Genomic DNA, 21,702 nt, shown 5'->3' with positions numbered 1-21,702 from the left:
ATTTTAACAAAGAATACCAATCAACTTAATCACACTTAAGCATTATCACATGTTTTTAGAGACGGATTTTCCTAATATTAGGATCTTTAAAGCTCCACTCCACACGATTAACCTACAAGCCTTATAATTCCGATCTTCGGTTCGTAACACTGCCCTCCCGAAAGAAGGGAACGGACAACTTCTTCTACTAACTCTTCAGGGACGCCTCTTGAGATTGCGGCATCTACAAAACTAGCGTAATCAACTCCCTTGCCTCCACCCATTTCCCTGAGCAGCTCAAGTACGAACTCCTTCTGGTCAGCCTTGGCTCCTGCAGGATCTTCGGATTCGAAGTTCAGAGCGCTGAGACCTTCCCGGATAGAAGCCCTGAGCTGTTTAGCAAATTCCTGAGGGGCGCGTTCCCTTTCAAGGGCAATGGATATCCCTTCCGCAAGCTCTTCGGAAATTCCTCTCTCAAGCAGGTATTCCCTGAGTGTTTCCCCATGGTATCCGCATGCGAGAGCATCCGAAAAAGCCTCAAGCCTGTCAACGGCCTGTTCTGCAGTATCCACAACCCACCTATTGCGGAGCTCTTCGTCTACAACGTTTGCCTCTTCTGCCCGGATTGAGATAAAAACAGAGCCCGGTTCGGGTTCGTAAATTCTGGCTTTTCCGGTAAGTGCTATGAAAGCAGGGACCTGAACCGTTGAAAAGAAAATGGAAGCATCAGGCTGAAACTGCCCTGCATATACCGTAAAAGCTCCCGTTGGGTCAACTATCCGGGCTTTCCACATTTCATTTTGTGTACCTATGCTGTCGAGTTCGGTAAGCACACCAATTGCAAAGACACGGTTGAGAATAAGCCCCAGAGGGCTGATAAGCAGGTTGGGGGATTTTGAATCAGCTGTTTCGGACGCGGATCTTGCCGATTTCTCAAGCTCCCTGCAGGCTTCAAATTCTTTTGCAAAAACCCTTTTTGCAACTTCTCTCTTAAGCAAGGATTATCCCTCCCCCGGAAACCTCTGAACCCGGTTCCTCTTCATCCTGCCCGAGCCTGTGTAATAATTCAACAACTCTAACAGCGAGGTCATCTTCGGGCACCCAGGCACTTTCTGCAACAAAAGAAATTCCATACTCTCCCTTTGAAGAATTCCCGCGTACTGCCAGGTAACGGCCGGTAAGGAACCGTCTCAGGTCTTCATAGACCGCGTCTTTAGAAATATCAGAAAACATGAGCTGTTCGGCTTCCTCAAGGGTCTTCCCGTAGATAGATTCTGCAAGTTCCCTTGGAAACATGACTGACATAGCCCCTGTCCCATCATCCAGTATAGCCTTAATTCGCATATCTCTTACGCCTTCCACCTTGCCATGTGCCCTGCAATTTGATTTCTGGACCACGCGACTGCACTCCGGACAGCGGGAAATGATTCCAGAACCCGGTCGGACTGAAACAACATTGCCTGCAGCAGCTATATCGAACATACTGTCTCTTGAGTCTATTTCTTCTATTTTAAAGGGGGCAGGGTCTTTTGCTGCGGACTCGAAAGTAAAAGCAAGACTTTCAGCTTCTTCAGACCCGACTGAAGAGACTTTAGTACTGCTGAGGATATTGATCGAAGGCATTCCCCTGAACATGCGGATCTGGGCCCCTTCTATCCTGATTATGCTTCCTATGTCAATGCCCGGAAGTTCAACCCAGGCGCTGAAAGGCAGCCTGCCGGTCTCATCCGCAAGCACGCCGGAAATCACTTTAGACTGCTTACCCCTGACCAGAACTTCTCTGTGAGAAAGCTGAAGTACACAGGCTACGGTTCTAACGGAAAAATCCGCAGCACCGATATCAATCAATTTTTTTGCGGGACTTTCGGAAAGTTCGGAAAGCGGAGGGAGTGAAGAGTCAGAAACTTTAGATACCAGAGATTGCTCCCCTATAGAAAGCCTTATCCTGTTCTGCCAGAGGCGAGTATAGGCGTTCCTGACATTGATAACATCTCCAACCGAGCCCGGCAACTCCCTCCATGAGGAAAACATGACAGACCCCGTTTCGTCTGCAAGAACTCCGGTATACAATCTGGAAGGCCCCTCATGCGCCCCTTCCTGAGGGCGAAGTGCCTTTTCCCCTAGATCCAGGATTCTGCCTGTTATTTCAAAATTTTTAAGGGAAGCTGAAAGGTCTTTTACCTTCAGGACTTTCCTTTTTCCACCAAACTTTCGAAGGATACTCTCCTTTGCAACTTCCGGAGGTACGCGAAAAGCAAGAAGTTTATCGAATTCTGCCCGGATGCCACTCTTTTCAAGGTCTCCAAGCGCCCTGGTTAGCTCTTCAAGTTGGGGCGCAATTTTTTCATCCATTTTAAGCCTCCATTCGAGACAAGAATAAAACAATTCAGATATAAGGGTTTCAGGTTTTACTTTAGATATATGGGTTTTAGGTTATACTTTATGACTGCAGTCATTTACAACTGCGAGCATTTCGAGCATTTATAGGTAGTCAGGTTTCAAGACTTGATATTTTCGAAATCTGATAAGTAGGAATACTCAGTCCATCATAAAGATAACTTTTGGAAATCATTAACTGTTAGTTTAAACAAACTTCGCTTCTGTAATCTTTTAGATATTACTTTTCAAGGATGATTGTTCAGAACTTGTGATTCCAAAGATATATCTTTTCAGGACAAAATTGTTTTCCTGATAAAATATTGAAAGAATTAGCTCTGAAAAACAAACAAGATACATTCCTGAAAAAGAGATAAGATCCGTTCCTGAGAAACAAAGGAAATTCGGAAAAGAGGAAATTAACGGTTTCTAAAATGATAAAAACGAATGAAAGAACCATAACGAAATGGAAGAGTAAAAGGGGAACTAAAGATGGAAAGAATGAAAGAAAGGAATTTACAGGTATTAAAAATAGTAGCAACGGCATTTATTCTGGCAGTCATATGCACATGCTCTGCCGTTTCTGCAGCAAACTTAAACGTGGATTCTGAAGCAGAAGGAGGCTATACCACAATACAGGCTGCAGTGGACGCCGCAAAAGCCGGAGATACTATTTTTGTAAGCCCCGGGACTTATGTTGAAAACCTCAAAATAGACAGGCAGGTGAGAATCTGGTCTGACTCGAGGAACCCTGAAAATACGATTGTAAAGGCAGCTGACCCTGCAGAAAGTACCGTAGAAATAACTGCGGAAAGGGTAACTTTCAGTGGATTTGGGGTAGAGGATTCAAAGAAAGCCGGAATTTTGCTTACAGGAGCCAATAACTGCTATATCAACAATAACAGAGCCAGCAACTCAGAATACGGGATTCTGCTGCAGGAAGCGGGAAATAATAACATAAACGGCAACACCATAACCCTGAATGAAATAGGGATCAGGCTCGAAGGCTCGGACTCAAACACGATCCAGGACAACCTCGTTGCTTATAATTACGGTTTCGGGATCTCCCTTGAAGAGAGCCGCAGGAACATTATCTTTAATAACTACTTCAAAAACGCAGAAAATGTAGAAGAAAACACCGTAAACGCAGACAACATCTGGCAGAGTACCCTCTCAACCAAAAGTAACCTTGTCCGGGGCCCTTATATTGGCGGTAATTTCTGGGCAGACCTTGAAGGGACCGGTTACAGTGAAACCTGCGTGGATGGAAACAGCAATGGAATATGTGATGTCTCATACGAGGTAACCGGAGGCGGATCCGATAACTCCCCACTTTTCCCGAAAGTTCCAAATGCTGTCACATCCCTCGAAAACAAACTGGATGCTGAAGCTTACGAGCAGGGCCTGGCAGACAGAGAAGGCGCAGGAAATGAGACTGGAACCCCTGTAGAAGAACAGACAGAAGAAAACGAAACCGCAGGGGAAGGAAATGAAACTAATGAAACAGAAGCTCCAGAAGAAAACGGAGCTCCTGGACCGGGTCTTGGATTTACAGTTCTGGCGGCAGGAGCGGCTTATATCCTGAAGCGGAGAAGGTAACAATAACAGTAATATAAAAATAGAAAACAGGAGAGGAAGCAGAAGGGACAGTTTTTTGTCCTTCTTCTTTTCCCTGTACTTTTCATTTTTCTGTACTTTTCATTTTTCTGTACTTTTCATTTCCCTGAATTATTTGTGGGCAAAATAAGCCACAACTTGTTCTCCATCTACGGCATCAATTCTACAGAATCCGAATCTCTCGAACTGGACGATGTTGTCAAGTTCGGCTGCAATCCCGTGTTCTCCCATTCCTTCGATATCGCCTTCGGGCCCTCGGACTTTAACAGAAATTCCGTCAACAGGAGCCCAGTGGAGGATCTTTGCTTTTGCTTTTTTAAGGGCTTCAAGAGAAACATCAGAGCTTTTTGCTTGAAGTGGGGAAAGGGAAGTGATTTCGATATTACAGAAATCTTTCAAGCGGAGGACAGAGCCCACTTCAAGTTTTTCGACATCGTCCTTACAGACAAGTACCTTATTTTCTACGGCAATTTCCCTTACACCTCTTGCATGATCAGTGGGGTGGAGCGGAAGTTTAGCAACTGCAGGCTCTGAATCTGTAATTTCCAGTTCTACCGGGTCCCAGACAAAGAAGTACCTGTTTGCAATAGGGTCCACGATTTTACGGTTTTCGGCATACAGAGATTCCATGCTTATACTCACGTCAGTCATCCCGACTCCCATTTCGATCAGGAATTTCTTTAAGGCTTCAGCCCTTATCCCGCGACGCCTGATTGCCCGGATTGTTGGCAGGCGGGGGTCATCCCAACCGCTGTATTCTCCGGATTCAATGGATTTGCGCAGGGTACTCGTGCTGAACTTTCCGAACTCGTGAATCTTGACCCTACCCCAGTGGGTGGTCTTCGGGTATGTCCAGCCGAAGTATTTGTAGATGTAGCCCTGCCGCTTTTCGCTGTCCATAAGGTCTTTGCCCCGGATGATATGTGTCATGCCGAGTTCATGGTCTTCGATAGCGCCTGCAAAGTCCAGGAGAGGCCAGACAACGTATTTGTTTCCGATTTCAGGGCGGGGATGGGACATTTTTCTAATCCTGAATGCACCCCAGTCCCTCAAAGCAGGGTCCTTATGTTCGATATCGGTCTTGATCCGCAGCACAGCCTGCTGGTCTTCATATTCCCCGGCAAGCATCTTTTCCCAGTGCATGAGGTTTTCTTCAGGGCTTGTGTCCCTGTGCGGGCAGGCCTGTTTAGCATCCTTGAACTGTTTGAAGTCCTCCCCTTTACAGAAACAGACGTAGGCTTTCCCCATCTCAATTAGCTTTTTTGCATAATCATAATACATAGGGAAATGGTCAGAGGCATAGACAACCTGGTCAGGCACAACTCCGAGCCATTTGAAGTCGTCCAGATACCAGGTATAGGCTTCAAGCATGGGGCGCTTTATATCAGGATCGGTATCGTCAAAACGCAGGATAAACTTGCCTTCATAGATCTTTACGTACTCGGAATTGACTACCATGCCCCTTGCGCTGCCCATGGTCCCGGGCCCGTTGGGGTTAGGGGCAAAGCGCATTACGACTTTGCCGGTCTCTGCCCCTTCAAGGGGTTTTAAACCCTTGTCAGGCTCTTTTTTTACACTCAGGGCTTCTATGAGCTCCGGAGCAATTTCCGACAGCCGGGCTTCCCAGGCTTCAGGGTTTCCATTAGCAATTTCTGAAACAATAGCTTCAAGTGCCGCAGAGACGGCATTGGGATCGGCCCTTAGCTGAGGGTACTCCCCCATTACCTTGCCCATTACAGCTTTTGGCTGGGGGGCTTTTCCGTATTTTACAGCATTTTGAAGGGCATATTTTTCTATTGATTTAAGATCTTCAGGACTTAAGGTCATAGGAGCTTCTCCAAAAATAAACATGGATTAAATCTTGATTGGATGAGACAAGAATATCACACAAGTTCAACTGAATAGATAAACCCACAAAAAGGGATAAATCCATAAGATGCGCTGAATCCGGTGATTGCGGAAAAAACATGTAAATAGGATTATAAAAAGTCACCGAAGCCCGGAACTCCGGAGAAAAGCCCGGATTGCAAAAAAGCACATCCAGAAAGGGTTTTCAAAGACAAAAGCCTTTACTTCGGAATAGAGACTTCAATTTCCCGTATCCGGGACACTTTCTCATTGATACTACCTAGCTCCCGCTCAAAATCCTGCAGGAATTTAGGGACAGCATCCCCTGGCACCGCCCCCTGAGCTGAAGGCTTGATAAGATTTGCCTGCTCAAGGACTCTCAGGGAATAACGCACCTTATGGTTCTGCATCCCGGTGACTTCTGCAAGTTTAAGGATTCCTATGGGACCTTCTTCAATTACCTTTTTGAGCACAATCAGGTGGCGCTCTGCAAGGTCAAGTTCAGTTCCAATTTGCTCAAGAAGCATCAGACAACCTCGTTACTAAGTTTTCCGATTCCCTGGATTTCAACTTCCACAGTATCTCCTCTGTGCAGTTCACCAACTCCAGGAGGTGTACCGGTAGCTATTACATCCCCAACTTCCAGGGTCATAATCTCGGTAATGAATTCAATGAGATAAGGAATATCAAAAATCAGGTTTGAAGTGCTTGATTCCTGTCTGGTTTCCCCGTTTACCCTGCAGGCAATCTTTATATCAGCAACATCAATTTCTTCTGTAGAGACGATATAGGGCCCGAATGCTGCAAAAGTATCAAAACTCTTTGCTCTTGTCCACTGCCCATCCTTTTGCTGGAGATCACGTGCAGTCACATCATTAAAACAGGTATAACCTGCAATCACGTCTTCGGCTTTTTCGGCTGAAATATTCTTGCAGCGCTTTCCGATTACGACTGCGAGTTCAGCTTCATAGTCTACCCTCGAACTGGATGCAGGGTAAATGATCTTGTCCCCATGCCCTATAACCGCAGAGGGAGGCTTTAAAAAAAGAACCGGGGATTTAGGGACTTCCATGGAAAGTTCTTCGGCATGATCTTTATAGTTCAGGCCAACACAGACGATTTTAGAGGGGAATGAGGGTGGTAGAACGCGAAGTTCCGAGAGTTCAAATGCCCCGGCTGAGATCCCTCCATTGGGATACACACGCCCATCTTCGATTTCCCCATAAAAAATATTATCTCCTGACCTGAACCTTCCAATCATATCTTTGCCTTCCTCATCCTGTATTCGTGGAGCTTTTTACCTGCTCTCTTTCATTTTTTTAAATGATATATCGAAACTTAAATTTTAACTCTTCGCCCACTGGCATCCCGGGAATATTTTCCGAGTTCCGAACCAATGAGTTGAACCCCGGAAAACACAGGCCCGTCCTTGCAGACCCGAAGCCCGGAATGGTCTATGCAGCATGCCCCGCAGACCCCGATGCCGCATTTAAAATAGCGGTGGAGGCTGAACTCTGACTTTTCCAGAGCCTTTCTCTCTTCAAGGAGCCTGAAAACCGAAGACATCATTATTTCAGGGCCGCAGACTGAAATTCTGTCATAGGCTGCCATGTCAAGGCTTTTGAGGACATCAGTCACAAACCCTTTAACTCCTTTTGAACCGTCGTCGGTAGAGACATAAACCTTTCCAAGGGCTTCAAATCGCCCTTCAAAAAGCAAGTCTCCGGCACTCCGTGCTCCAAGAATAGTATGCACCTCAGCACCTGCAGCAAAGGCTGCCTCGGCATAAGGAGATAGGGGAGCAGCTCCGACCCCGCCAGCTATAACAAGTATTTTTTCGCCTTTAACAGGAAGTGTAAAGCCCTTTCCGAAAGGACCCCTGAGCCCGAAAGAATCTCCTTCTTTTAACTCAAAGAGCTTTGAGGTTGCCTCCCCTACCTTCTGGACAGTTATGGAATTATTTCTGGAAAGGCCCATAGGAATCTCGTCCACGCCCCTGATCCAGACCATTACAAACTGCCCCGGCCCCATATCCTCAAACCTGGGATCAAAGAAAAAAGTCCTGACAGCAGGGGATTCTTCAGTTATCTGTGTTATTGTAGCATTAAGAGGAAGCATCAGACCATCTCGTGGGCAAGCCCTATAACTTTATTTATATCCGAATAACCTTTCCTCTCGAGGAAAGCCTCTATTCCTGCACCGATTTCAGAGAAGATATCCAGCCGGTCATATACCGCAGACCCGACCTGGACAGCGGTTGCCCCTGCCATCATCATTTCCACGGCATCTTCCCAGGAAGAAACTCCTCCTACACCGATCACCGGTATTTCCAGGGCAGTGTAGAGGTCGTAGACACATTTGACGGCTACGGGCTTGACAGCCTTTCCAGAGAGCCCTCCTGAACGGTTTCCAAGCACCGGATATCCGGATTCAATATCAATAGCCATTCCTTTTAAAGTGTTGATTGCAACAACAGCGTCTGCGCCCCCGGCTTCTGCTGCCTTTCCGATGCATGTGATATCTGCAACATTGGGGGTCAGCTTGACCCAGACAGGAACATTAACAACATCTTTCACAGCCGCCGTAACTGCCTCTACCAGGCAGGGGTTTGAACCGATTGCAGCCCCATAACCTTCAGCGTGGGGGCAGCTCACGTTCAGCTCGAAGGCATCAGGCTTTGCAGGAAGCAAGCCCTGAGCAACTTCAGCAAACTCAGACGGATTCCCGCCGAAAATGCTTGCAATTACCGGAGCTGGAGAGTTATTTTTTGCAAACTCGAGCTCCTGCAGGAAGCTGGGATAGGAAGGGTTCGGAAGCCCCATAGCATTTAAAAAGCCGCAGTCCAGCCTGACCATGCTGGGGTTGTGGTGTCCGGTTTTCGGGGTGGGACCTATGGATTTGGTCACAACTGCACCTGCGCCCCCTTCACGCGCAACCCTGCAGAGGGAAGCGCCGGTTGTCCCGAGCACCCCGGCTGCAAGAATGGTCGGGTTTTTTAATTTAAGTCCGGTGAGAGTATACATTACATAACTCCATTTCCTGCCCGCGGGCAGTCTCTGTATCAATAATCGTATGAACCTTCTGTACCGCAGGCGTCTCCGGAGATCTGAAGGAGCGCTTCTTCAGCCAGCCTCTTACCCCCCATCTCCACAAGCCTGTGCCCCAGTTTCCTGGCTCTCTCAATACCGCCAATCATCGGGATAGACTCCTCAACCCGGACAACTTCTCTGCCATCCAGGGAAAGGACTTCAGCCAGAACATGAATTTCTTTCTTATCAGGTTTAAGCTCGGCATAGGAGCCAATAGGAGTTGTACAGCCCCCTCCAAGTTCGGAAATCAGGATGCGTTCGAGTTCAGTAACAATCCGGCTCTCGGTATGATCAAGTTTGGAAACCGCAGCTTCAGCCTCAGTGCCTGCCCTTGTCACCACTGCAACCGTGCCCTGGTTCGGGGAAGGGCAGAAAAACCCAGGGGAAAGGATTTCTCCTTCAAGGTCCCAGCCCATACGCTCAAACCCTGCCTTCGCGAGCAGAATACCGTCATACTGCCCTTCTTTAAGCTTCCTGAGCCTGGTGTCGATATTGCCTCTGAGCTCCTGAGTAATAAGGTCAGGCCTGTAACGCTTGATCTGGGCAGCCCTTCTCAGGGAACTGGTGCCTATAATGGACTGTTCAGGCAGTTCGTCAAGAGTGGTCCCATCGTATGTAATCAGGACATCAAATGGAGTGTCACGCTTCAGAACTGCGGCAGTAGGAAGCTCCGGCGGGCGGATTGTGGGCATGTCCTTCATCGAATGGACAGCGATGTCGACCTCTCCTGCAAGCATGACATCGTCCAGTTCCCGGACAAAAGCCCCGACTCCTCCGGATACGGCATGCAGGGGACGGTCAGTAAACCGGTCTCCGCTGGTTTTTATAATCTTAATACTGGTTTCAACGCCCTGCTCCTTGAGAAGGCGGGCAACATTTTCGGTCTGGGCAAGCGCAAGCTGGCTGCCCCGGGTACCTATGATCATTTGGAATCCTCAAACGTTTTAAAAGATAAAATCTTCAGAGATTTTCCATATAAGCTTCAAGGGTCTTTTCAAGGTCTTCTTCGCTGTGGGCTGCAGATATGAAGTTAGTCTCAAACTGGGACGGAGGCAGGAAAACCCCGCTTGCAAGCATCCTGTGGAAGAATGCAAAGTAGCCATCCTTGTCACACTTCAGGACCTCCTGGTAATTATGAGGCTCTGCCCCGAAGAAAATCTTGAACATGGAAGCAATTCCGCACACATTATAGTCAAGTCCTTCGTCCTCAACGATTTCCGAGAGCACAGTGCGCATGTAATCTCCGGTTGAATTCAGCTTTGCATGAATATTTTCCTCTTTCAGGTAATCAAGCATGGCAATGCCAGCTGCCACTGAGCAGGGGCTTCCGCTGAAGGTCCCTGCCTGATAGACAGGCCCGGAAGGTGCAATCATTTCCATAATTTCCCGGCGGCCGCCAAAGACACCTATTGGCATGCCCCCGCCTACGATCTTTCCGAGGGTGGTCATGTCAGGCACGACCCCGAAGTATTCCTGCGCCCCGCCCATTGCAAGCCTGAACCCGGTAATAACCTCATCGAAAATGAGAAGTACATCATTTTCCAGCGTGAGCTTTCTGAGTTCTTCCAGGTATCCGGGTAACGGGAGAACAGGGCCTATATTCCCCATTACAGGCTCTATGATCACTGCTGCAAGGTCGTCCCTATTCTTTTCCACAAGTTCGGTCATTGTTTCAATATCATTATACGGAGCCTGCAGGGTATGTTTGGTGAAATCTGCAGGAATGCCGAGGGAATCGGGCTCTCCAAGGGTAGTAGCCCCTGAACCGGCCTTTACGAGCACCGCATCATGGGCGCCGTGAAACCCGCCTTCAATCTTGATGAATTTATTTCGGCGTGTAAAGCCGCGGGCAAGGCGAAGGGCACTCATGGTGGCTTCCGTACCGGTAGAAACGAAACGGAGCATATCAATGCTGGGATAATAGCCTGCAACCTTTTCTGCGAGGGTTACCTCAAGCTCGGTGGGAGTTCCGTAGAGCCAGCCTTTATCGAGCTGAGTTGTTATTGCCTCCTTTATTACTGGATGGTTGTGCCCGAGGATAGCAGGACCGTAGGCAAGGCAGTAGTCAATATATTCGTTTCCGTCAAGGTCCCTTATCTTCGAACCGTCCGCAGAAGCGGTATAGAAAGGATAGGGTTTGATTGCGCGCACCGGACTGCTAACCCCACCAGGGATGAGGGTCTTTGCTTTCTCATACATCTGTCTGGACTTATCAAGTGTTACCTCAAACGTCATGGAAATCTCACCGGATGGACTTAAATGTTCAATAAAGGACTGTAAATAGATTAAATTGAGTAAATTAAAGGAACTAGATTAAATTGAGTAAATTAAAGGGACTGGATTAAATTGAGTAAATTAAAGGGACTTTTGAGTTAAAAAGACCTGAAATAAAGGTCAATTCCCGGACTGAAATAAATTCCTGACTTAAAGTTAATCTTTAAGCAAAGCAGGCTTTATTTTTCAAGTGGGCTTTCAGGAGTGAGCTTCTGGATTAAGCTAATGCTCTTTTCTGTGCTCCTTATTATCTTTATAACAGAGCCTTCACCTATTAAGCAGTTATTGATGGAAGCAACCATTGATGATAGCATACAGGCAAAAGACAGGCTTAAAAATAAAAGGTAAGAAAAGGAGGCGGGAAAGAAAGCCCTGACTGAAACCTCCTAAAAACAGGAATGCCTGAAAAGAAAGCAGTTACTTCAGCATCCGAGCAGCATCCTTTGCAAAGTAAGTAATGATGAAATCCGCCCCTGCCCTCTTGATCGAAATAAGGGACTCGTACATGGCTTTTTTCTCATCAATCCATCCATTGGCTGCGGCTGCCTTGATCATGGAATACTCCCCGCTTACGTTGTATGCGGCTGTTGGCATCCCGAACTCACTCTTGACCCGGTATATGATATCCAGGTAGGGAAGCGCAGGCTTTACCATCAGGATGTCTGCCCCTTCTGCCACATCAAGGGTTACTTCCCGGAGAGCCTCGTCACTGTTTGCAGGGTCCATCTGGTAGGTCGAGCGGTCCCCGAAGGAATAACCCGATTCAGCAGCTTCTCTGAAAGGTCCGTAGAAAGAAGAATGGTATTTTGCGGCATAGGACATAATAGGAATATTCTCAAAGCCGCTGAAGTCAAGCGCCTGCCGGATTGCGTCTACCATCCCGTCCATCATTCCCGAAGGAGCTACCATATCAGCTCCGGCTTTTGCATGGCTGATAGCAATTCTCCCGAGGACTTCAAGAGTGGGGTCGTTAAGGACTTCTTTAGTTTCAAAGTCGATTATCCCGCAGTGCCCGTGGCTCGTATACTCACACATGCAGATATCCGTGATCACCACAAGTTTGTCTCCGAGTTCGGCTTTGATTCTTCTGACAGCTTCCTGAATGACGTCAGTTTCCCCGCAGGAAGAGCTGCCCTCTGCGTCCTTGAATGCAGGCACTCCAAAAAGGATCACTGCAGGAATCCCAAGCTCTGCAATCTCTTTTGCCTCTTTTGCAACTTCTGAGAGAGGAAGATTGTATATTCCGGGCATGGAGGAAATCTCAACTGGGGAATCGATATTCTCGTTTACAAAAATAGGCATGACCAGGTCGTTTGCGGATAAGGTAGTCTCCCGCACAAGGTCCCTGATTTTTCCCGTCCTCAACCTTCTTAACCTGACTTCTGGAAACATGTGATCACTCCTGAAATATGAATTGTTTTACCTGTGAATTCGTTAAGAAATATTAACTGCTTTACCTGTGAATTGCTTTAATTTGGAGATTATTTCTGCCTGTAATTGCTTCTGCTTTCCTTTACGTTTCGGCCTTAATCTTTTACAGCATATTGCTCTTTAACCTGTGCCTGTTCTTTTGTGCAGCCGGGTTTCACGTTTTCAACCCTCACCCGGTCTTTATCGAGGCAGAAGACCTTTGAAACCACATCAAGAAACTCTTCATTTCCGAGTTCTGCAGCCTGGCGGAGGACTTTGGTGGGCTCACCCAGGATCTTGTTAACGATTGAATGAGTGAGATCATCAAGCACCTCGGTTTCGATCTCCCCTATAGTATGATAGGCACTGAGCCGGTTGACTGCTTTTTCCCGTTCCCTTACGCGGACATCATAGACCTGCCGGTAAAGCTCGGAAATCAAACGGTCAGCTTTCTGGCGTTTGTACTGGAGATTTAAAAGCCGGATTTCGTCCTGGATAATGGCTTCAGCCTTTTTTGCTTCTTCTTTTCGCATCTTCAGGGTCCTTTCACTGATGACCCTCAGGTTATCAATATTGCAGAGCTCAACATTTTCGAGCTCCGCGACGGATTCCTCAATATCCCTGGGATTTGCGATATCGATAAGAAGAAGTTTTCGATCCCTGTCCTTCACGGCTTTTTCAATAATCTCCCGCGTAAGGATATAATGGGGAGCTCCAGTGCCGCTGATCACGACATCCGCACCCGGGAGATAGGACCTGATATCATCAAGCTTGACCGCGTGACCTCCTAGCTCGTAGGCGATTTCTTCGGCTTTCTTAAACGTGCGGTTTGCAATGTAAATAGCTTCGATATCCTTTTCGGCAAGAGCCTTTGCAACCAGGACTCCGATTTCCCCGGCTCCGATTACAAGCACGGATTTTCCTGTAAGCCCCCCGAAGATATCTTCAGCAAGGTCTACAGCTGCAGAACCTATGGAAACCGAACCCTTATTGATCAGGGTCTCGTTCCGGATCTTCTTGCCTACCTGGATAGCCTTTTCAAAAGCCGTATCAAGGATTTTTCCGGTTGTCCCGGCTTTCTTGGAATAGGCATAGAGATCCTTTATCTGCCCCAGGATCTGGTCTTCTCCTACAATCATGGACTCGAGTCCCCCTGAAAGCCTGAGCAGGTGTTCCAGAGACTCGTCGTGCCCATAAAAGTCGATGATGTGGGTGGAAGCTCCCATTTCCTTTGCAAAAGAGAAAAGTATACTGCTGCTTTTGGGGGAAACTATGTAGATTTCAACACGGTTGCAGGTTTTTAAGACGACGCACTCGTACACATACTCATGGTTGTACAGGTTATGGAGCAGCCCGTCCAGATCTCCGTGCCAGGCGGACTCCATTTCCTCAACCTTCGCTTTTTTATGGGATATAACCATACTTGAGATTTCTGTCACAGAGAGCCTCCGGATAGAATGAATACAGGAAATAGAATGAATAATATAAGGAGTTGTAAATTAAACTTTGTCCAGAAATCCTCAACCATTTTTCACTTAAGGGTTTCTATTTAAAGGGTAATTAAAGAATCATCAGCCATTTTTCACTTAAGGGTTTCTATATAAAGGGTAATTATTTAAAGCATTTTCATTCACAGAACGTTTCCTTTCGCAGAGTAACCCTTTTCCTTTCAATATACTCTGCATGTGCCTGTGAACCTCCAGCCTGATTTTACAGGTCGGAATTTCCGAAATTATCTGAGATTATGGCATATGCGATTTCTGCTGCCTTTTCATATGATTCGGAAAATCCATTCCAGACACTTTCGCTTTCAAGGACTTTCCAGAGAAGGGCTTTCCTTTTCCTCTGCTCCTTTATGTGCAGTTTGAGGTAAGTCCTCAGTTCGTCCTGAAGCCGGATCATATCGGAATATGCAGGAGTTATCACGCCTTCGATCTGCCTGCGGGTGTATTTCGAGACCGCAGGACTGTGCCCAAGGGTGGAGATCCCTATCACAAGGTCTCCTCTTTTGATGACTGATGGGATTACAACATTACCTAAAGCATCCACCTGATTAATCAAAATATCGCTTTCCCCTGCAATATCAGTGATTTTCCGGTTAAGTTCGGAACTACTGGTTGCCGGAATAACAAGAAAAGCCCCTGAAATGATTTCCCTTAGCTCGGAATCCGCTGCCGCCGTAAGGTCAAGCCGGAGCAGCCTTACCTGCCCTGATGCTCCAAGTTCCTGCAGCCTTTCAGAGAAATCAAGGCTGACAACGACAGTATCCGCACAGCCGCAGAAAAGCTCAGCCTTGCGCTCCCCAACAGAACCGCCTCCGAAAATCACGATTTTCCTGCCTGAAAGGTCAAGCATTAGGGGAAGAAAATTATTTGTTCCAGCCATTTTCAGGGACCTCGATATATAAGATGAATTAATTAGTCAGCCCTTAAAGCCTGACTCCTGTTTTCTTGAACTCCCTGTCACTGAAGAAAAGGGTATAATCCTTAACCCCGGTAGCTTCCGAAATCCTTTCAGCCACTTTTTCGCAGTCTTCGGGAGTATAGGAATGGACCATTGTAAACAGGTTGTACTGCCAGTCAGGATAACGGGGGCGCTCATAGCAATGCGTCACTTCGGGAAATTCAGCCATAATCTCCCCTATCTTCTCGATCTGCTCATCCGGGACATTCCAGACACACATTGCATTGGCTGTTATGCCTATGGCTCTGTGCCCGATTGAAGCCGCAAAGCGACGGATCTTCCCGGCTTTCTGGAGGCTTTTAAGCCTGTCAACAACCTCCTGTTCACTGATTCCAAGTTCAGAAGCAAACCCTTTGAAAGGAGAATGAGTGATAGGAATTCCATCCTGCACGAGTTTTAGCAGTTTTACATCCGTTTTATCCATAATTTCACCTGATATCAAACTTTACCTGGATCTTAAACAGGTGCTTTGTAGGAAGATCAAGAAGAGGACAGCCTGTTTTCTCCCGAATTTCGCTGAGAATCCTCTCAAGCCTGTTTTTATTAGGAGCAGAAAGCGTAAACCAGAGATTATATTGTGCAGCACTTCTGAGATAATTATGGGAAACTTCAGGATACTCGTTAATAAAAATAGCAACTTCCTCTATGCGGGACTCAGGCACTTTCAGGGCTATAAGAGTACTTACGCCCCCCATGTTTCTCATGCTGAGGACAGGGCCCACCCTTCTTACTGCCCCTTTCGTGTTGAGTTCACGCAGCCTTTCAATGACTTCAGTTTCCGGAAGCTCGAGAATCTCGCCTAACCTTGCAAAAGGTTCGACTTCGAGGGGGACTTCCTGCTGGATCAGGTTGAGGATTTTCTTATCGGTTTCGTCAAGTTCTATTACCGGAACTTCCCTTTCATAAGGATCCATATCACAGGAAAAATCGACAGCCTCTTTCTTGAGCTGATCTTTTAAATTATCAATGTCAATCATCTGGATCACTATCATTTATTCCCAGGCCTGTAGATACAGTAGGGCTCTTCTTCGAGATAGTCGCCTGTAGCAGCATAGGCTCTTGCCCTGCAGCCAGCGCAGACCTTTTTGTAGTCACATATCCCGCACTTTCCTTTAAGCTCTTCGGGATCTCTCAGTTTCCTGAAAACCTCAGAGTTTTCCCAGACGTCCCTGAAAGACTGTTCCCTGATATTTCCGGCAAGCACGGGAAGGTAGCCGCAAGGGTAAACTTCTCCAACGCTTGAGACGAAGCAGAAGCCGGTTCCTCCGAGGCAGCCCTTTGTCATGGCTTCGTAGCCGTGGGTTTTGACGGAGATCTCGATGCCTTCTTTTTTTGCCCGCTGGCGCATTATCCTGAAATAGTGGGGAGCACAGGTCGCTTTCAGCTGGATTTCCGATTCTTTCTGCATGTCATAGAACCAGTGCAGGACACGCTCGTAGTCCACAGGGGAAACCTCATCGGATTCTTCTCCCCTGCCTGTGGGCACAAGGAAAAAGACATGGTACGCAACTGCCCCGAGTTCTTTTGCAAGCTCGAAGGTCTTCGGGATTTCCTCAAGGTTGCGCCTCGAAATCGTTGTGTTGATCTGGAAAGGAAAATCAGCCTTCCGGAGGACTTCGATGCCTGCAAGAGTCCTGTCAAAAGCTCCCGGAACGCCCCGGAACTCGTCATGGGTCTTTGCAGTCGCTCCGTCAAGGCTGATGCTCAGCCTCTGAACCCCTGAATCTTTCAGCCTTTGCACAACCTCAGGGGTCAGCAGAGTGCCATTTGTTGCGAGCACTACTCTGAGCCCGGCATCAGTCCCGTAACGTGCGATCTCGAAGACATCCGCTCTGGTGAGAGGTTCGCCTCCGCTAAGGATGAGAATTGGTTTTCCAAGCTCTACAACTTCATCAATGAAATGCTTAGCTTCTTCAGTTGTAAGCTCACCTTCAGGAACCGAGGAAGTAGAAGCTCCCCTGCAGTGCACGCAGTTCAGATTGCAGCCCGCAGTAAGTTCCCATGCGATAAGTCTTGGTGCATTTGTCATGGCAATCAGAGATTAATGGTTTATATTAATGGAAGTCAGAGGGAAATGAGATTTACAAATTAATGATAATTAGGAAGTAAAAATCATAATCTGAAGACTGAATAGAAATCAGAACCAATTTTACTTAAAGTTAATCTAATTAAAACTTGAGAGGTCATATTAATAAAGTAATATTAATATTCTGTCATTTCAAACAATGACCTGTAAAAATAGAAGGGGAAGTAAAGCTTGTCTTGCTGGAAAGCTAAAGATGAAAGATTATATCATAACACTACTAACATTATTTATTCCATACTGAATGAGACTACTCTAAACATAGAGATTATTTCATAGGGATGAAAACAAGTCTTGCCCTAGAATATCCAAGCTTAAAATCATTAGAGTCCATCGTTAGAGTTTATCATATTTGAATAAGTTTCAAAAGCAGTATTAGAAAAAATGTTGTTGTTCGAAAAATACTGTGAAATATTGGAAAGACATGTATCAAATCATAGAAAATTACAAATTTAAAAAATTTATATAGTATCTATCCCTATAGTAATGGGACTTTCCGCATCATCACCATACAATTCGATGTGAGCATTATTCCATAGTTGCAATTCTACCCGGAGAGATTTTGTCATATTGCTATCGGAAATAACTTTCACTGTATACTCTTCCTTATCTCCGGGAGGAAAAGAAAGTCTCAACAATAACCATGAAGGTTTTGGCTCCGATATTAACTCTTGAGGAGTTAATTCATATGCTTTTTTGAATACAGATTCGTTGTCAGAATCAAGTATCTCAATTACAGTTTCATGGTCGTAAATATCTTTATTATATATGGAAAAAAAAGGAAGAGGATGCCCTAAAAAAATAAAGGGCATGACAGTAAAAAATAGCGCAACTGACAAAAAGATACCTGCCATAATAACAAGTGCGTATAATTTTTTCATAATTTCTCCCTTATTTCAGCGCATGTATTCTAACACCAAAAATATTAATTGTAAATACCGTTCTGAACTGTATTCCCACAAGAGGTACACCAAAAATCAGTACCTAAATATGCGCATAACTCATTCATTACACAAGTAGGATGGAATGGAGAGTTTTGATCTGATTCATCAAAATTATGGGAAACTTCATGCTGAACAAGAATATCATGCGACCAATCTACACCATCTGCGGTGTCCGCACATATAGCAAAAGGTCCATTTGTACTTATATCACACTCAAAAGCTCTGCCATTATGGTCCATGTTATGTGTCCAGCCAATCACCATATCATTTGCAGAACCTCTTACCCAACCAGTATCTTCTTTTAAATCATAAAGAGCTTGTAGAGTGCTATTGGCCGGACTAATATCACTTGCATCCCAATAATTCCAATTCCAGTAAACATTAACTCCAATGCCGAAATTTTCAAATCGATAAAGTCCATCATACGTAGCTTGAGTAACGGCCTGTGTTGGTTTGTGTCGTGAATCTGTTGCTACGAATACGTATTCATTTATAATTCCATTTATAGCATATGGATTGGAACCAACAGATAATATGGAAGATTGAATATTTCCAGTGTCCTCTTGCATTTCCTTTTCTGAAACATCAGTTTCTAAAGTTATTATCCCACTTTCAACAAATTTATCTACTTCTTCCCTGGGAAGAGCATAACCATTGACAGCATCGATTTTAGGATTTGCTGGATCTACTCCGTATTTTTGGATGTATTTTTCTCTGGCTCCGTCTATTATGGCAAACATCTCTTCATGGCTTATTATCAGATCATAGTCTTCTCCTTCTTTAAAGCCTTCAGGAGGTTTGCCAGTCTCACTTGCTATAACTCTCAAGTTACTGTCCAAAACCGTTCCTTCTAAGTAGTAAGGCAGTTCATTATTCGCAAAGTCCAAATCATTTTCAGTTATATTGTATTTAGTATAGAGGTCTTTTAGTTCGGCTTCGGTATATCTTATGCTATTCTCTGTTACAACTTTATCCGAATTTTCGTCGATATGCCCACTTACTGCCGGAACAAACACTGTGCTCACCAGCATTATTGTGGCAAGTAGTACCTTTAATACGAATTTCTTCTTTGTTGTCATTCTTTTACCTCGTGATTTTATTCCCGAGGCAAGAACAGACAAATCTTAAGTACTCTTAAAGCTAACATAATCATGCCTCAGGGCATGTGAAGTTCAAATGTGCTCTGGAAAGTTTGTTTGAACTTCACATTCAAAAATCTCTCTTAATCTTCTCCTATACATTTATTACGGTGATGAATTTTTCATCAGCCTGATTAACATTAATTAAACCAATCCTCTTTTTCATCAAAAATAACGAAATTTCAGAGCTTTAACTGACGTCTGAAATTCGACCCATTTTTAACAAATAATCTGGAGACTCTTTTCTTCACTAATCCATAAAATTAACAAAACGACAACAACATGCATGTCCCAACAAAAGAAAAGAATATATGATGTTAAAACAATTTAATAAGAAAGTGAGGAGAAAATCTGTAGATGCGGCGACAAGAAATGAATGGCTTCGAAATTTATAAGAAGATGGATGATGACGTTCAGGCAATATACAGGTCAAGACTTTTAACAGAGATACTTTTATCATTAAACGATGGCAGCAAAAAGCTTTCCCATCTGCGTGAGATTACCGGGAGTACATCCCAGGCAATAATTCCAAAACTAAGAAAACTCGAAGCGGATCATATGATAGAAACAAAAGAACGCGAATATTTCCTGACGCCAGCAGGAAAAATTGTGGCTTCAGGAATAGCTGACTCTTTTGTAACATTTTGGACAATTAATAAATTTAAACATTTCTGGTTAAGACATTATCTCGAAGGAATTCCAAATCCTCTGTTAAAAGAAATAGGATGTCTTCATGAGTCTGAAGTCCTCAAGAATCGAGGCACGGAGATCCTTAACGTCTACAACAACCAGTTAAAAATGATTAAAGAAGCAGATCATATATACGGCATATCATCCGTGGTAACCCAAGGATATGCTGATTCTATCTCTGAAAGAGTGAAAGAAAGAGTCCCTGTTGAGCTTGTAGTTCCTCTTCATGTTGCAGGAGAATTGAAGCGATCACCTTACGTAGAAAAACTAACTGCACTGAAAGATTATGAAAACTTCAAATTAATGGTCATAGATGAAGATATTAAAGTTGGGCTCATTGTTACGGATAAACGCCTTTCTCTGAATCTATACAAAAAAGAGGGCATTGAGTACGACATAAGCACAGGCCTGTTCAGTTCTGACTCGAAGGCCATTGAATGGGGAGAGATGCTTTTCTGGTATTGCAAAGGGAAGGCAGATTTTACAAAAATGCAAATATAATTTGCAGAAATTCAGAATCCCTGTAATTCTAAAATATTTGTGATTGAATCTGTGATAACCCAAAAAGCAAAAAAAGAGATAAAACTCCTTTGAAAATATTAGTTCAATCACTTTTTTCAAGATTTGGTAAAATCCAATACAGCGTCTATTTTTAAAGCATACAAAAAGAGTGGGAAAGTGAGATGGGCATCGATCAAAGGGAAAATTGGCACATCGCCCCTTGTTTAGGAATGATTCAAATATAATATCAAGAGATTTTGTTGCCAAGAATAGTTATTGTGGGAAATGAAACTATAGATCAATTCCCAAACTGAAATTTATAAGTTATATTTTCATCATTCCTTAGTTAGATTTGAAAATCATTCTTCTGCTGATAGCTTTCAATAACTAACTTCCAGATCCATATGCTGAAAAACTGAGGAACCAATCCACCCGGGCTGCGGCGTTGTACGGACTTTAATGCCATTAAAACCAATGTCTCTGCCGGAGCCTCGGAAGTTCGGAAGGCTTACACTCGCCGGATTATCCGAACCTTGGTAGGAAAATACTTCCTGGATAACGATATAGCATTTGGAAGTTGAGCATTAATGGCGGGGCCAGTCTTAAAATTACTGAAAAGCTTGCAAAAAAGAAGCTTGCAAAAAAGAAGCTTACAAAAAACAGGAATAAACTACTTCAAAATAGGTTTTATGTGAGTCTGACCCCATTTTTCAATTTTTCCTTTTTTACGTCATTTCTGTAATGGACAAATTGAATTCTCCACTTTCATTGATTAGTTCAAAGATTACAGTGTTTGTAAGGTGTGGAGTTGAATAATAGATTACTGACATATTTTCAGATACAATATGGTAATGATAATCCCCGGATGCGAAGTACAAGTACCCATCCTTAAATGGGTTTGACCATTTTAGTAAAAGCTTTTTTGGTTTTTCTACACTTACAGTTTGTCCTGAATTGAGCTGATAATTTGTTTCTTCAAAATACTCTCCATTATATCCAGTAATTCTTACAGTTGCATTATGTGGGTGTTCATCATAATTCTTGATTGTATAAAGTGGTTCTATCGTCGTGAACGCCAATGGTGCTATAATAAGAAACATCATAAAGAAAAAGAAAATTAAAACTACTGCCATTATTTTATTAAATAGATTCACCTTATCACTCCTTTGTAAAGTAGCAAAATAACAATTTTTGTTGTTCTGTATATGTGCGAAAGCGTTCCTTCTGAAAATTATGCTTCATAATTGCACACTTCAGGAGAGATTCCTCGCTTTTGTTTGTATTATCAA

The 21,702-nt window shown here is 44.6% G+C and carries 20 protein-coding genes; 2 read left to right on the top strand and 18 right to left on the bottom strand.

Features of this window, described 5'->3' with window-relative positions; genetic code table 11:
- Nucleotides 1-107: 107 nt before the first annotated feature.
- Both EO92_RS06615 and EO92_RS06610 read right to left on the bottom strand, forming a co-directional pair.
- A complete protein-coding gene (locus tag EO92_RS06615) occupies nt 108-977 on the bottom strand; it encodes an RPA family protein (protein WP_048170215.1) in 870 nt (289 codons plus the stop codon).
- On the bottom strand, nt 970-2,331 hold the full coding sequence (locus tag EO92_RS06610) for a Single-stranded DNA binding protein (protein WP_048170213.1): 1,362 nt from the start codon (nt 2,329-2,331) through the stop codon (nt 970-972). The genes EO92_RS06615 and EO92_RS06610 overlap by 8 nt, the downstream gene beginning before the upstream one ends.
- A 516-nt stretch (nt 2,332-2,847) precedes the next feature.
- On the opposite strand from EO92_RS06610, the gene EO92_RS06605 reads away from it, so the two are divergent.
- A complete protein-coding gene (locus EO92_RS06605; protein ID WP_048170211.1) occupies nt 2,848-3,954 on the top strand; it encodes a nitrous oxide reductase family maturation protein NosD in 1,107 nt (368 codons plus the stop codon).
- Between the two features lie 129 nt (nt 3,955-4,083).
- Here the strand turns inward: EO92_RS06605 and EO92_RS06600 are convergent, their stop codons facing one another.
- The 15 genes from EO92_RS06600 to EO92_RS17585 all read right to left on the bottom strand — a co-directional run bounded on the left by EO92_RS06600 (nt 4,084) and on the right by EO92_RS17585 (nt 19,162).
- Nucleotides 4,084-5,799 (bottom strand): glutamate--tRNA ligase, encoded by a 1,716-nt coding sequence (locus EO92_RS06600; protein WP_048170264.1) that lies wholly within the window; start codon nt 5,797-5,799, stop codon nt 4,084-4,086.
- 242 nt (nt 5,800-6,041) lie between these two features.
- Nucleotides 6,042-6,347 (bottom strand): hypothetical protein, encoded by a 306-nt coding sequence (locus tag EO92_RS06595; protein WP_048170209.1) that lies wholly within the window; start codon nt 6,345-6,347, stop codon nt 6,042-6,044.
- A complete protein-coding gene (locus EO92_RS06590; protein WP_048170207.1) occupies nt 6,347-7,081 on the bottom strand; it encodes a fumarylacetoacetate hydrolase family protein in 735 nt (244 codons plus the stop codon). Before EO92_RS06590 ends, EO92_RS06595 begins: the two co-directional genes overlap by 1 nt.
- A gap of 77 nt (nt 7,082-7,158) precedes the next feature.
- Nucleotides 7,159-7,938 (bottom strand): dihydroorotate dehydrogenase electron transfer subunit, encoded by a 780-nt coding sequence (locus EO92_RS06585; RefSeq protein WP_048161596.1) that lies wholly within the window; start codon nt 7,936-7,938, stop codon nt 7,159-7,161.
- The gene (locus tag EO92_RS06580; RefSeq protein WP_048170205.1) at nt 7,938-8,843 is read right to left on the bottom strand and encodes a dihydroorotate dehydrogenase; all 906 of its coding nucleotides are present in this window, start codon (nt 8,841-8,843) and stop codon (nt 7,938-7,940) included. The genes EO92_RS06585 and EO92_RS06580 overlap by 1 nt, the downstream gene beginning before the upstream one ends.
- Before the next feature lie 38 nt (nt 8,844-8,881).
- Entirely contained in the window at nt 8,882-9,835 is a 954-nt protein-coding gene (gene hemC, locus EO92_RS06575) for a hydroxymethylbilane synthase (RefSeq protein WP_048170202.1), read from the bottom strand.
- A gap of 34 nt (nt 9,836-9,869) precedes the next feature.
- A complete protein-coding gene (gene hemL, locus EO92_RS06570; RefSeq protein WP_048170200.1) occupies nt 9,870-11,144 on the bottom strand; it encodes a glutamate-1-semialdehyde 2,1-aminomutase in 1,275 nt (424 codons plus the stop codon).
- A 456-nt stretch (nt 11,145-11,600) separates the two neighbouring features.
- Nucleotides 11,601-12,575 (bottom strand): porphobilinogen synthase, encoded by a 975-nt coding sequence (hemB, locus tag EO92_RS06565; protein ID WP_048134422.1) that lies wholly within the window; start codon nt 12,573-12,575, stop codon nt 11,601-11,603.
- A 134-nt stretch (nt 12,576-12,709) separates the two neighbouring features.
- Nucleotides 12,710-14,032, bottom strand: a complete 1,323-nt coding sequence (gene hemA, locus EO92_RS06560; RefSeq protein ID WP_048170198.1) for a glutamyl-tRNA reductase — start codon at nt 14,030-14,032, stop codon at nt 12,710-12,712.
- Nucleotides 14,033-14,303: 271 nt separating this feature from the next.
- Nucleotides 14,304-14,978: a bifunctional precorrin-2 dehydrogenase/sirohydrochlorin ferrochelatase gene (locus EO92_RS06555; protein ID WP_048170196.1), complete on the bottom strand. Its 675-nt coding sequence runs from the start codon at nt 14,976-14,978 to the stop codon at nt 14,304-14,306.
- A gap of 43 nt (nt 14,979-15,021) precedes the next feature.
- On the bottom strand, nt 15,022-15,480 hold the full coding sequence (gene ahbB / locus EO92_RS06550; protein ID WP_048170193.1) for a siroheme decarboxylase subunit beta: 459 nt from the start codon (nt 15,478-15,480) through the stop codon (nt 15,022-15,024).
- 4 nt (nt 15,481-15,484) lie between these two features.
- Nucleotides 15,485-16,048, bottom strand: a complete 564-nt coding sequence (ahbA, locus tag EO92_RS06545; RefSeq protein WP_048170191.1) for a siroheme decarboxylase subunit alpha — start codon at nt 16,046-16,048, stop codon at nt 15,485-15,487.
- Nucleotides 16,045-17,094, bottom strand: a complete 1,050-nt coding sequence (ahbD, locus tag EO92_RS06540; RefSeq protein WP_048170188.1) for a heme b synthase — start codon at nt 17,092-17,094, stop codon at nt 16,045-16,047. The genes ahbA and ahbD overlap by 4 nt, the downstream gene beginning before the upstream one ends.
- A gap of 506 nt (nt 17,095-17,600) precedes the next feature.
- Entirely contained in the window at nt 17,601-18,020 is a 420-nt protein-coding gene (locus EO92_RS16670; protein WP_052734287.1) for a hypothetical protein, read from the bottom strand.
- Nucleotides 18,021-18,064: 44 nt separating this feature from the next.
- Nucleotides 18,065-19,162: a M12 family metallo-peptidase gene (locus tag EO92_RS17585; RefSeq protein ID WP_156165743.1), complete on the bottom strand. Its 1,098-nt coding sequence runs from the start codon at nt 19,160-19,162 to the stop codon at nt 18,065-18,067.
- Nucleotides 19,163-19,594: 432 nt separating this feature from the next.
- Here EO92_RS17585 and EO92_RS06525 point away from each other — a divergent pair, with 432 nt between their 5' ends.
- Nucleotides 19,595-20,413: a winged helix-turn-helix domain-containing protein gene (locus EO92_RS06525; protein ID WP_048170186.1), complete on the top strand. Its 819-nt coding sequence runs from the start codon at nt 19,595-19,597 to the stop codon at nt 20,411-20,413.
- A gap of 725 nt (nt 20,414-21,138) precedes the next feature.
- On the opposite strand, the gene EO92_RS06520 is transcribed toward EO92_RS06525, so the two are convergent.
- Nucleotides 21,139-21,567, bottom strand: coding sequence for a hypothetical protein (locus EO92_RS06520; protein ID WP_235283222.1), 429 nt, complete (start codon nt 21,565-21,567; stop codon nt 21,139-21,141).
- Nucleotides 21,568-21,702 lie beyond the last annotated feature (135 nt).

The sequence above is a fragment of the Methanosarcina sp. 2.H.A.1B.4 genome (assembly GCF_000979385.1).
Taxonomy (GTDB): Archaea; Halobacteriota; Methanosarcinia; order Methanosarcinales; family Methanosarcinaceae; genus Methanosarcina.
This window is presented reverse-complemented; position numbering and strand designations above follow the sequence as displayed.

Bases quoted from the DNA above. Each gene is read 5' to 3' on its own strand.
- EO92_RS06580 (WP_048170205.1), bottom strand. From the start codon at position 8,843: ATGTATACTCTCACCGGACTTAAATTAAAAAACCCGACCATTCTTGCA.
- EO92_RS06595 (WP_048170209.1), bottom strand. From the start codon at position 6,347: ATGCTTCTTGAGCAAATTGGAACTGAACTTGACCTTGCAGAGCGCCAC.
- EO92_RS06525 (WP_048170186.1), top strand. From the start codon at position 19,595: ATGAATGGCTTCGAAATTTATAAGAAGATGGATGATGACGTTCAGGCA.
- EO92_RS06600 (WP_048170264.1), bottom strand. From the start codon at position 5,799: ATGACCTTAAGTCCTGAAGATCTTAAATCAATAGAAAAATATGCCCTT.
- EO92_RS06605 (WP_048170211.1), top strand. From the start codon at position 2,848: ATGGAAAGAATGAAAGAAAGGAATTTACAGGTATTAAAAATAGTAGCA.
- EO92_RS16670 (WP_052734287.1), bottom strand. From the start codon at position 18,020: ATGAAAAAATTATACGCACTTGTTATTATGGCAGGTATCTTTTTGTCA.
- hemL (WP_048170200.1), bottom strand. From the start codon at position 11,144: ATGACGTTTGAGGTAACACTTGATAAGTCCAGACAGATGTATGAGAAA.
- EO92_RS17585 (WP_156165743.1), bottom strand. From the start codon at position 19,162: ATGACAACAAAGAAGAAATTCGTATTAAAGGTACTACTTGCCACAATA.
- EO92_RS06555 (WP_048170196.1), bottom strand. From the start codon at position 14,978: ATGGCTGGAACAAATAATTTTCTTCCCCTAATGCTTGACCTTTCAGGC.
- EO92_RS06590 (WP_048170207.1), bottom strand. From the start codon at position 7,081: ATGATTGGAAGGTTCAGGTCAGGAGATAATATTTTTTATGGGGAAATC.
- hemB (WP_048134422.1), bottom strand. From the start codon at position 12,575: ATGTTTCCAGAAGTCAGGTTAAGAAGGTTGAGGACGGGAAAAATCAGG.
- ahbA (WP_048170191.1), bottom strand. From the start codon at position 16,048: ATGATAGTGATCCAGATGATTGACATTGATAATTTAAAAGATCAGCTC.
- hemC (WP_048170202.1), bottom strand. From the start codon at position 9,835: ATGATCATAGGTACCCGGGGCAGCCAGCTTGCGCTTGCCCAGACCGAA.
- EO92_RS06585 (WP_048161596.1), bottom strand. From the start codon at position 7,938: ATGCTTCCTCTTAATGCTACAATAACACAGATAACTGAAGAATCCCCT.
- ahbB (WP_048170193.1), bottom strand. From the start codon at position 15,480: ATGGATAAAACGGATGTAAAACTGCTAAAACTCGTGCAGGATGGAATT.
- EO92_RS06610 (WP_048170213.1), bottom strand. From the start codon at position 2,331: ATGGATGAAAAAATTGCGCCCCAACTTGAAGAGCTAACCAGGGCGCTT.